7 protein-coding genes and 1 pseudogene are annotated in these 11,452 nt (G+C 32.7%); 5 read left to right on the forward strand and 3 right to left on the reverse strand.

Translation table 11 applies throughout. The annotated features are described in order from the left end of the window. Nucleotides 1-103 precede the first annotated feature (103 nt). From Q0W04_RS09735 to Q0W04_RS09745, 3 genes are all read right to left on the reverse strand, one after another. The gene (locus Q0W04_RS09735) at nucleotides 104-511 is read right to left on the reverse strand and encodes a hypothetical protein (RefSeq protein WP_298502686.1); all 408 of its coding nucleotides are present in this window, start codon (nucleotides 509-511) and stop codon (nucleotides 104-106) included. A gap of 59 nt (nucleotides 512-570) precedes the next feature. Further along, nucleotides 571-1,032 (reverse strand): DUF3990 domain-containing protein, encoded by a 462-nt coding sequence (locus Q0W04_RS09740; RefSeq protein ID WP_298502689.1) that lies wholly within the window; start codon nucleotides 1,030-1,032, stop codon nucleotides 571-573. Nucleotides 1,033-1,541: 509 nt separating this feature from the next. After that, entirely contained in the window at nucleotides 1,542-2,723 is a 1,182-nt protein-coding gene (locus Q0W04_RS09745; protein ID WP_298502692.1) for an ATP-binding protein, read from the reverse strand. Between the two features lie 284 nt (nucleotides 2,724-3,007). On the opposite strand from Q0W04_RS09745, the gene xerA reads away from it, so the two are divergent. From xerA to Q0W04_RS10595, 5 genes and pseudogenes are all read left to right on the forward strand, one after another. Beyond that, entirely contained in the window at nucleotides 3,008-3,883 is an 876-nt protein-coding gene (gene xerA / locus Q0W04_RS09750) for a site-specific tyrosine recombinase/integron integrase (protein WP_298502696.1), read from the forward strand. Nucleotides 3,884-4,266: 383 nt separating this feature from the next. Continuing rightward, nucleotides 4,267-4,875 carry a DUF3800 domain-containing protein gene (locus Q0W04_RS09755; protein ID WP_298502699.1) on the forward strand — a complete coding sequence of 203 codons (609 nt, stop codon included), beginning with the start codon at nucleotides 4,267-4,269 and terminating at the stop codon, nucleotides 4,873-4,875. 502 nt (nucleotides 4,876-5,377) lie between these two features. After that, the gene (locus Q0W04_RS09760) at nucleotides 5,378-9,628 is read left to right on the forward strand and encodes an Ig-like domain repeat protein (RefSeq protein WP_298502701.1); all 4,251 of its coding nucleotides are present in this window, start codon (nucleotides 5,378-5,380) and stop codon (nucleotides 9,626-9,628) included. Nucleotides 9,629-10,332: 704 nt separating this feature from the next. After that, nucleotides 10,333-10,974 (forward strand): DUF447 domain-containing protein, encoded by a 642-nt coding sequence (locus tag Q0W04_RS09765; RefSeq protein ID WP_298502704.1) that lies wholly within the window; start codon nucleotides 10,333-10,335, stop codon nucleotides 10,972-10,974. A gap of 135 nt (nucleotides 10,975-11,109) precedes the next feature. Then, a pseudogene (locus Q0W04_RS10595) lies at nucleotides 11,110-11,184 on the forward strand (hypothetical protein); the annotation flags it as partial. Between the last annotated feature and the right edge of the window lie 268 nt (nucleotides 11,185-11,452).

Here is an 11,452-nt window from a genome sequence, read left to right on the forward strand (position 1 = left end):
AAAAATAGATTTTTAAAAAATTTTTGCAAAAATCAAATAGGATTTCTACAAAGCCTATTTTTTTTATTTTTTAGGTGATTTTTAACTTTATATTATTTTAATTTTAAAAACCTCGGTTTTGATAAGCTCGGGCTATCACATAGGAAGGTTCATAGAAAGCACTGCAGTTATAATTATCTATCACATCACATATGTCATCATTATATACTCTTATAATACCATCAACATAATCTTCTTTGGATGATAGAGTATTTACAATTAAACGTTGATATACTGCGCCCATATCAAGTGGTGTTGGAATGATTGTGGCAAGTTCTTTATCAACAATGGTAATATCATAATCTCCATTTTCAAGTTCATAGTCATTAATCCAATCTGCTTCTACTTTCAGAGGATTTTCACAATGTAGGGCTTCTGCACAGCTAATCAAGTGATATAGTCCATCTCTTCCAATTGTATTTACAACATATTTATTTTTTTGTTTTATATTTCTTGCCACTCTTTCTATCATGTAACAAATAAAGTATAAATCATTGATTTTAATATCTTCATCTGGAAAATATTTATTTTTCATAATATTTCGCTTCCTTTAAATGTTAATGTTTTAAGTGCTTTTTCAGTGTTAAAGCAAATTTGATGTGTTGGATAATTAAATTTTACCAGTTCCCAGAATGCTTCTCTTGAAATGTTGCCTTCAATAAATCCTTCAATGTAATTCCAAATTTGATCATCTGCCATAGGTCCTTCCACCATATCATAGTTATGTTCTATGCCATTTCGACAACTTACAATGAAATTCAACCATTCTTCACACATTTCGTTAAACTTCAGAATGTTTAAATCAGCATTCGGCACATATTCATATAAGTTTACAACGGATTCTCCTTTTTTTGTCATAGCCCAACGTTTTGCTTGCTTTTCAAATAGGGTGCAGTAAAAGCCATAACCAAAATCCTTATAAAAACCATTCTGTAGAATACGTGGAAAGGGCACTTCCACATTGCTTCCATGATATAATATATTTTTATCCATATGACAACATCTGCTTTTTTAATATTTTAATATTCTCATGAACTCAAAATTTAAACACTGAATTCCTGGTGAAATTAACTTCATGTAATCTCATAATTATAATTTTGTTTAATTAATATATACTATTTTCCGCATATAAATTTTCCCAATGTCTGCAACAGGAAAGTTAAATAATGTGGTTAAGTAAACTTGAAAAGATTAATGATTTCCGTTTTATTACTTATTCCAATAACTATTTGTCCTGTAAAATACTCATTTTTTAAAAATCGTGAAACTTTTTTATAAAATTCTATTTTAAGATTTGCTGTGGATGGTAAATTACTATTTTACTACAGTTCATAATTAATTTTCCATAATCAACTCGATAAGCTTATAAATATCACTTAATCTATTTTCACAATAAATAGATAGTTATATAAATATAAGTTTATAAACTTATGGAGTTTTAATATTTTAAACAATGAAATAATATCTAAGATGTGTCGATTGCATTTTTTGTTGAAAAATTTTCATATCGGGTCTGTTTCATCTGTTAGGAAATCTAATAGATTAATGTGTTTTACTCCATCTCGAGACCTATCAAACTGATCCATTGTTATTATGTATCTTGGATAATGGTCTTTGATTTTGGAAAAGGGTCTTAATTCTCTTTCAATTGTTTCATCACTTTCAAGTAAATAGCTTACCTGCACATATATAGTCTGTTTGTGTTTTCTGCAGACGAAATCTACTTCATAATCTTTTGTTTTTCCGATTGTTATTTTCCAGCCTCTTCTTAAAAACTCGAAATAAACAATGTTTTCCATAACTCTTCCAATATTGTCAATGTTTCCTTTTGCTTTTGCTTCACAAAAGCCATGGTCGGTTACATAGTATTTTTCATTGAATTTCAAGATGCCTTTGCCTTCCAAATCTTCCCTTTTTACTTTTTTTATAAAGCATGCATTTTCCAAGTATTTGAGATAGTTTGATATTGTTTTGTTTGAAATTTTAATATTCATTTCTTCTTTATAGTATTCCATAATGCTTGAAGCGGAGAATATATTGCCTATATTGTCAAAAATGAATGTTGTCAGTCTTTCGAGAATGCCGATGTCCCTTATTTGATATCTTTTAACGATGTCCTTGTAAAAAATTGAGTTGAACAAATCATCCAAGTATTCTATTTTTTGTGTTTCGTCAAGCATGAATGTTTGGGGCATTCCTCCATATTGGAGATATTCGTTAAACATCTCTAAGCTGCTTGATTTTTGATGGAAGTTAAGGAATTCCTGATATGAAAATGGATACATTTTTATTTCGAAATATCTTCCGGTTAAATGGGTTGCCAATTCTCCAGACAGTAAATTTGAGTTGGATCCTGTGATGTAAATGTCACAGTCATAATCTATTTTATATCCTGCAATGGAGCGTTCCCATTTTTTAACGTTTTGGATTTCATCAAAAAATAGATATACTTTTCCTTTTTTATTTTTGATTGATTTTTCAACAATTTTGTCTAATTCATTATTATTTTTGATGTTTTTATATTTTTTACTATCAAAATTAATGATTATGATGTTATGCTCTTTTACTCCTCTTTTAAGGAGTTCTTCTTTAATTAGCCCCAACATATAGGACTTTCCACATCTTCTAATGCCTGTAATCACTTTGATTAATTCATTATCAATTAATGGGATAATTTGTTTCATGTATAAATCTCTTTGAACCATAATTATATTATATTTTTTCAGGTATATAATACTAACTTTTTAAATTTTTTAATATTTTAGTTGTATATTACTAACTTTTTCCATCATGTCTTGAAGTTAGGTTTATGGGAATAATTTTGCAGTTATAAAAAGATATTCGTATATGGGATTTTAATGAAAAATGATTTGATTAATAATATAAAAGCTAAAATGGTGCCTTTTTTAAATGAAGTTCAACTTGAAGAGCTTGATAAGAATCTTAAAATAATCTTAAATGATTTGAAGTGTTTAAAAAAGATAAACATGATGAGACAAAAGAAAATCATGAATTGCTGTTGTCTTTTCTTTCAGCCAAAGAGATTGAAGGCTGCTCTCAAAAAACAATTACTTATTATAAGAATACAATTATGGGCATGCTGAATTCAATCAATTCCAGAATTGAAGATATAACTACTGATGATTTAAGAAAATATCTCTCTGACTATAAAAATGAAAGCAATGCATCCAAATCAACAATCGATAATATCCGACGGGTTCTGTCCAGCTTTTTCAGCTGGCTTGAAGATGAAAATTATATTTTAAAAAATCCGGTTAGAAGAATTCACAGGATTAAAACTAGAAGGGTCGTAAAAGAGGTTTTAAGCGATGAGAATTTCGAAGTCTTGAGGGACAACTGTGCCAACATCAGGGATCTGGCAATGATTGAACTTTTGGCATCAACTGGTATGCGTGTAGGCGAACTTGTAACCCTAAATATCGATGACGTTTTATTTAGTGAAAGGGAATGTGTAGTATTAGGCAAAGGCGACTCGGAACGTATAGTATACTTTGACGCAAAAACAAAAATTCACCTCCAAAAATACCTGGAGTCCAGAAATGACACCAATCCCGCACTCTTTGTGTCATTAAGAAAACCTCACGACCGGCTTGGAATCGCTGGAGTAGAAAAAAGAATGCGCCAACTTGGCCATGAAACCCATATCAAAAAAGTGCATCCCCACAAGTTCAGAAGAACAATGGCAACCAATGCAATCGACAAAGGAATGCCGATAGAACAAGTTCAAAGGCTATTGGGCCATGTGCAGATTGACACCACCATGCAATATGCCATGGTCAATCAGAATAATGTGAAAATATCCCACAGAAAATATATAGGATGACAATTTGAGTGAATATTAATGTTGATGGGGGAGATGGTTGAATTATTAATCAGACAATGTTTCTTTCTAATAGTTATAAGTTAAAAAATCTATAATGTTTGAAATTCATCTCTTCCATCATTTTCATGAAAAAATCGATAGGTTTATAAATATCAGTTTATGGGTGTAATTGTATGATTTAATTTAAATATTAATTCTAAAAGTTTATGGTTTCCAACAATATGGATAACCGATTTATTTTATTAATTTATTTTTTTTCTTCTATGAGTATGGAGTTTTAATTGAGGGTAATTTTACGAATTCATATCAATATTGTTTTGAAAATAAAAAACAGGAATTTTTAAAAACTTTTTTAAGTAATGTCAAGCATACATTTTACTGTTATGAAGTATATTTACATTGATGAAAGTGGGGATTTGGGAGACAGTTATTTGAGTTCCAAACATTTTGTTATGGGAGCTATTGTAGTAGATAGTCCACGTTCTCTTAAAAGAATTATTAAAAAAGTAAAAAGAGATAATAGAAATCGTATCCATAAAGCTCCCGAGATTAAAGGAAACAAAACGGACAAACATATCATCGAAAAGATACTCAGAAAAGTCAATAACCTTCAATATGAAGTCTATGCAATATGCTTGGATAAACAAAACCTTGATAAAATACCAAACTTCTACAATCATCATGCATTATATGATGAAATAGCATCGAAACTAGCTGAAAAAATAAAAATAACATCTCCCACTTGCATTATTGTAGATAAATCCAAATTCAATCCAGATTATATTAATAATTTCAATGATCTCTTTTTATCAAAACTAAATAATGTTGAAAACCATCCGGTAAGCATAATGCATGGGGATTCAATTAATTATAAAGGCTTGCAAATTGCAGATTTAATCTCATGGTCAGTATTTCAAAAAGCAGAACATCAGAATGCAAAATACATTGACTTAATGGAGAATAAAAAAATCTTTGGAATCTATAAAAATTAGCATTAGTGAGATGAAGAACCTATAAGCCACCTAATTGACCATAACTGTTATGGAAAGTCGCCACCTGTGGTGACGAGGACTTATAGGCTAAACCAAAATTTTGGCTTTTACCTTCTAATCTTCAATTAATGTTTAAGCTCCTTAAGATATATAAACATTTTCATTAACAGTATTCCTCATATTATCTTCCAATATAACATTTTAGCATGTTACTGTCTGTTTTCAATCTATTCAGGTCTTATTTTAATTTTTTCTTAAAAAACTGTATCATAATTTAAACTGTTTTAATACATTCCAATCAATAATTTCTATTAAAAATAGTTAGGTTTATAAATATAAGTTTATCTGCCCCCGTTCTTCAAAATCGTTATGTATTTATATATTCGTTGATAGACTTTTAGTCATGTTTTAGAAGTTTTAAACAAAGGATATGTATTTTTATGATTGTTTGAATGATATAAAACATTTTTTAGCATACAACTTTCAGGAGTTCAGGGAGAAAATGGAATACAAAAAAACAATAATCCTATTGGCGCTTGTTGTTTTTCTATTGAGCATTGCAGGTGTTAGTGCAAGTGAAATAGATAATACTATAGCAAGTGAGAATGCAAATACAATCGAGTCATCCACTGATAATGATATTGAGGATAATCTGCAAACAAGTGAAGAAAACGAGGCATTGGCTTCAACTGATTATGATGAGGCTATTGCGCAAACTGATACTGAGGTATTGGGTGCGGATTCAGCTACATATTCTGATTTGGCTGAAGAAATTAGACATTCTGGAAACATTACATTAACCCATAAGAACTATACTCACGATAAGGATGCAATACCCATTACTATCAGTGAGGCCAATAAAGTCATTGATGGTAACGGTGCAGTCATTGACATGAAAGGATCAACATATCTGCAAGCATTTTATGTAAGTGCTTCCGGTGTAACAATTAAAAATCTAACCATTATAAATGCTAATTATGTTGGTGATGGAGGAGCAATTTACTTTAGTAGTTCAGCTACTTCTGGTACTGTGTCAAATTGTAATTTTACTGATAACACTGCATCCTCAAGGGGTGGTGCAGTTTACTTCGATGGTACTGGTACTGTGTCAAATTGTAATTTTACTGATAACACTGCATCCTCAGGGGGTGGTGCAGTTTACTTCTTGGATCAAGGTACCGTGACAAATTGTAATTTTACTGGCAACACTGTTTCTGGAGATGGTGGTGCTATCTGGATGTATTCTGGTAGTGTTGAAAATTGTAATTTTACTGGCAACACTGTTACTGGAGATGGTGGTGCAGTTTACTTCCACAATACTGGTAATGTGACAAATTGTAATTTTGTTAATAACTCTGCTTCTACTCATGGTGGTGCTGTTAACTTTAATGGTATGGGTGATGTGTCAAATTGTAATTTTACTGACAACTCTGCTTCTACTCATGGTGGTGCAATTTACTTCGTGGGTCAAGGTACCGTGACAAATTGTAATTTTTCTGACAACTCTGCTAGAAATGGTGTTGCAGTTTACTTCTTGAATACTGGTAATGTGTCAAATTGTAATTTTGCTGATAACACTGCAACATATTATGGTGGTGCAGTTCACTTCCAGAGTACTGGTAATGTGTCAAATTGTAATTTTGCTAATAACTCTGCAAACCGTGGTGGTGCAGTTTTCTTCACGAATCAAGGTAATGTGACAAATTGTAATTTTACTAATAACACTGCTTCTGATGGTGGTGCAGTTTACTTCCGTACTACTCAGGGGAATGTGATAAATAGTTATTTTGAAGGTAACTCCGCTAATCGTGGGGGTGCTATTTTTTGCTTTATTGGATGGGCTGTTACTGCTGACTCCTGTATTCTTAAAACAGATTTAGATACAACTTTTAATACATATATTATTCCACCTACATTGAACGTTGAGAATTTCACAACTTTTTACAGCTCTGGTGATAAATTAACATTTGACTTAAAAACAAACAGCAGCATTCCCGTAACTAATGGAAATATCTCAATTAGCGTTTACTTTAAAGACAATGATAGTTGGGTTGGAAATTACAGTTGTTTAAGCGGCAAAGGTTGGATTCCAGAATTGTCTGTCGGTTCTTATTATGCTATTTTTGATACTGAATATGCTGGATTCCAACCGATCAACAGAACAATAAAAGTTATTCCTAACATCAAATATTATGTAAATGTAACTCCAGTTACAACCAACAACAAAACTGTCAACATCACTGCAAAATCCAACATACCACAAGATATCTTGGAAGGTAAATTACTATTTATCGTCCCAAACAGTGATCCGATTAATGCAACTTATGCAGGCAACGGAACATGGTGGGCAGTATATACATTTGATGATTATGCAGTTTATGAAGTCAATGCAACCTATAGTGGATTGGACAATGTAACTGTTAACAATGCCACTATATCAATCAGTAAAACTCCAACTGAAATAACTATAGTTAATGAAACTGTTAATCTGTTTGTAGAAGATTCCATTAATTCAGGTGCCTCATTAACTCCTGCTGTAGGCAATTTAACTTTCACTTCAAGTAATACTTCTGTTGCTAAAGTGGAAGAGGGTAATATTATAGCTGTTGGCGAAGGTTCTGCTGTCATCACTGTAAGTTTTGCAGGCAGTGAGGATTATGCTCCAGCCAAGAATAAAACAATTGATGTTACTGTAAGCAAAATTCCCACTGACATTAGTCTTAATATTGATTCTTTAGACATGTCTGTTGGTGATGAGGCTGTTATTGTTGCTAGTCTGACTCCTGCTGGCGCAGGTAATGTTACTTTCACATCCAGTGATGAGAATGTCGTACTCATTGACGATGATGAGGGCAACATTATTGCTTATTGTAATGGTAAAGGTCAGGCAAACATTACCGTTTCTTTTGAGGGTAACGATAAGTATGCTGCTGTAAACAAGACTATCAGCGTTACAGTTAGGTTGAATAATGCTAGTGTCACTGTTGATAAGGATACTTTGGATTTAAAGGTTGATGAAACCTGTGCAATCAATGCCACCAAACATCCTGATACAATACTGCTTGATATTAATTACACATCCAGCAATAGCTCTGTTGTTTGTGTAGATAAAAATGGTATTGTTACTGCTGTTGGTGAAGGTACTGCAGTCATTACCTTAAGTGTAGGTGATGATGAAATATATGCCAAAAATTCAACAAATGTCACTGTCAGTGTAAGCAAGATACCTGCCGAAGTTACTGTTTTAAATGACACTCTTGTTTTGGCTGTTGGTGATGAAATTGCTGCCGGTGCCACTTTAACACCTGGCGATGCGGGCAATTTAACATATTCCATTAGCAATTCATCTGTCGTTAAAGTTGAAGGTGAAATGGTTATCGCTTTAGCTGAAGGTAAAGCTACCATTACTGTCAGCTTTGAAGGGGATAAAAAGTACCTTGCAGCAGAAAATAAAACCATTGGTGTTACAGTTCACTTGAATGACGCTAAGGTCACTGCCGATGATTTGACTCTGGATGTATACGCCAATGCTACAATATCTCCGGTAACCAGTCCTGAGGGTCTTGAAGTTGAATATGTAAGCGGAAATACAAGTATTGCTGAAGTTGATGCGAATGGTGTTGTCACTGCTTATAATGCGGGAAACACCACTATTACAATCACTACTAAAGCTGATGGAATACATGCTGTCAATTCAACTACAATCAATGTATCTGTCAATAAAATAGATTCAGCAATTGACGTTAATGACACTGTCCTGGATTATGGTGAAACCACAAATGTCAATGTAACATGTGAAGGTGCCATTGGAATTACTGCCAAACTCAATGGCGAAGAGATTATATTTAGCGGTTATAGTGTTCCTATTCCTGTTTTGGATGCCGGAACCTACAATTTAACAGTAACAACAATACCTGATGAAAACCATAACGCAGTAAGCAAAACAGTTAATGTCACAGTTTTAAAACAAAACTCAACCTTTGATGTTGAAATGCCGGCAAACAGTACTTTCGGTGAAAAATCCACAGTCACTGTCAAGTTGCCTGATGATGCTACAGGTGATGTGACTGTTAAGGTTGACGGAACAACTGCAGATAATGCTACAGTTTCAAACGGCACTGCAAGTATCACAATCCCAACATTAAATGCAGGAACCCACACAATTGAAGTCATCTACTCAGGTGACGGCAACTACAACCCTGCCAGTAAAACCGCAAATGTAACTGTCAAAAAGGCAACTCCAAAACTTACTGCAAATGCAAAAACATTCAAGAACACAGACAAGAACAAAAAATACACTGTAACACTAAAAGACAACAAAGGCAAGGCAATTAAAAATGCTAAAGTCACCTTGAAGGTCAATGGTAAAACCTACACTGCAAAAACCAACAGCAAGGGTGTTGCAACATTTTACCTTAAAAAACTAACCAAGACAGGTAAATTCACAGCAACAATAACATATCCTGGAAACGGCAACTACAACAAGGTAACCAAAAAGGTGAAAATAACAGTCAAAACAACATGGAAAACAATAGCCAAAGGAAGCAAAAACAGTGCAATGGTTAAAAAGATTCAAAAGGCATTAAAGAAAAACGGATACTACTTAACTTACAAAGGACACTACCTTAAAGTCGATGGAATTTTCCACGACTGCACACAAAGATCAGTTAAGGAGTTCCAAAAAGCCAATGGTCTTAAAGTGACTGGAAAAGTTGACTATAAAACAGCTCAAAAACTTAAACTCGTTAAGTAGATGCTTAGGTATTTACTTAAATTTTTCTTTTTTTACTAATTCAACAGCTAAATACTGTTTTTTTCTGTGCTAATTCGACATTTTGGACACATCTCAATTATAAGATTGGGATTAATCTCTACATAGTTAGTTGTATTTGGTTTAATCTATTTTTGGTTGTTCTGCTTTGTCTGATTTATCCCCATTATCCAATTGGGATGTATCAAATGCAGAAAAAACAAACATTTTAAAGAATGTGGGAATATTAAGGAATATCCTTCATGGTATGGGTGAATCAAATTCGTTTACCTAATCTTTGAAGCATATAAGTATCAGATATAATTATGTAAGTGGAATAGAGAACGGCTTTTAAATTTACAGTAAATACTATAATCAACATCCTGACGAAATGATGAAACAACAGAAAAATCTGATTACAAACAAATTATCCTATCCGACTTGGATTTGATTATATATGAATGCCATTAAACATGAAAAACCATGAAGCATAAGGAATCTGGCCAAAAAAATTAATAAGGACTCAGCAATATCCAGCTAAAGGTCAAAAAATTGGAAGATGACGGATTTATGAAATTTGAAGAGGGCATTAAAAACAGTAAAATACCTATCTGACATTTGATGAGATTAAACTGGAGATTTGAAACTTTTAATAAGATTAATGAATAGATATCATATTGAAAATGTAAATTAAGAAGGATGATAAAATGGATATTGATTTGACGGATATCGGAATTGAAGAAGGACAGAAATATGAAGGGATTTACACTACCATGAGCAAGGACGGTGTAAAAAATGCAGCGCCAATAGGAATTGTGTGCAAAGGCAAAGACAAACTTGGATGCAGATTATTTGTCGGTACCCAAACCCTGAAAAACATTATGGAAACACGCAGATATGTTGTAAATATTACTTTTGACCCTATAAATTTTGTAAATTCAACCATAGGAAACCTGGATATTGAAGAGTTTACAGATGATGATGACATTGCAATATTGAAAAATGCAGAAGCTTATATCATTTGTGATGTCACAGACATCAGAAAGATGGATCCGATTAAAGACCATGTAACATCAAATGGGGAAGCTTATATCATAAGCAGTGATGTTGTAGAAATCATCAAAAACCATCCATGTGCAAAGGCTTTAAACAGGGGTGTATTTGCCCTTCTGGAATGCCTTACAAACTATACTCGCCTTGACCTTGTAAGTAAGCAGCAGCAGGATTATTTTGTCGGAAGGTTTAATGAAAACAATCGCATGATTAAAAGGGTTTCAGGGCCTGATACTATAAAAGCCATGGAGATTCTTAAAAACAGCATGATAGAAAAGGGTTTTGATGTTGAATAGAACCTGATTTTTAGTTCAGGGGATGATTGGACTACACATTACATGGATTTCTGTGTGTGTCAATCATCACTTTTTTCATTTCCCATATCTAATTTTCATTGTTTTTTTACATGAAATATATAGGATTATTAATTTAATTTTGTTAATAACTCCGCAACATCCCAGGGTGGTGCTATCATGATGTATTCTGGTAATGTGGCAAATTGTTAAGTAGATGCTTCGGCATTTAATTCTATTTTTCTTTTTTCCAGCCAAACCCAGCACCATAATACTCAAAGTGCCACATCATTATTAATTTACTTTTTACAATGTAATTATTCGTCATTTTGGACATTTCTCAATTATAATGGGTATTAATCTCTTTGCACTGTTTTTTTAAACTGAACTTCTTTTAGATTTTGATAAGATTTAATAGATATCATAAATTTGAACCTCTCCGACCTGTAGAGGTCGGAGATTCTCGGGCTGTAAGTCTCTC

This window comes from uncultured Methanobrevibacter sp. (assembly GCF_947170395.1).
Taxonomy (GTDB): Archaea; Methanobacteriota; Methanobacteria; order Methanobacteriales; family Methanobacteriaceae; genus Methanocatella.

What these genes read in the sequence shown, in the direction of transcription:
- Q0W04_RS09755 (WP_298502699.1), top strand. Translation starts at nt 4,267, where the DNA reads ATGAAGTATATTTACATTGATGAAAGTGGGGATTTGGGAGACAGTTAT.
- Q0W04_RS09735 (WP_298502686.1), bottom strand. Translation starts at nt 511, where the DNA reads ATGATAGAAAGAGTGGCAAGAAATATAAAACAAAAAAATAAATATGTT.
- Q0W04_RS09740 (WP_298502689.1), bottom strand. Translation starts at nt 1,032, where the DNA reads ATGGATAAAAATATATTATATCATGGAAGCAATGTGGAAGTGCCCTTT.
- Q0W04_RS09765 (WP_298502704.1), top strand. Translation starts at nt 10,333, where the DNA reads ATGGATATTGATTTGACGGATATCGGAATTGAAGAAGGACAGAAATAT.
- Q0W04_RS09745 (WP_298502692.1), bottom strand. Translation starts at nt 2,723, where the DNA reads ATGAAACAAATTATCCCATTAATTGATAATGAATTAATCAAAGTGATT.
- Q0W04_RS09760 (WP_298502701.1), top strand. Translation starts at nt 5,378, where the DNA reads ATGGAATACAAAAAAACAATAATCCTATTGGCGCTTGTTGTTTTTCTA.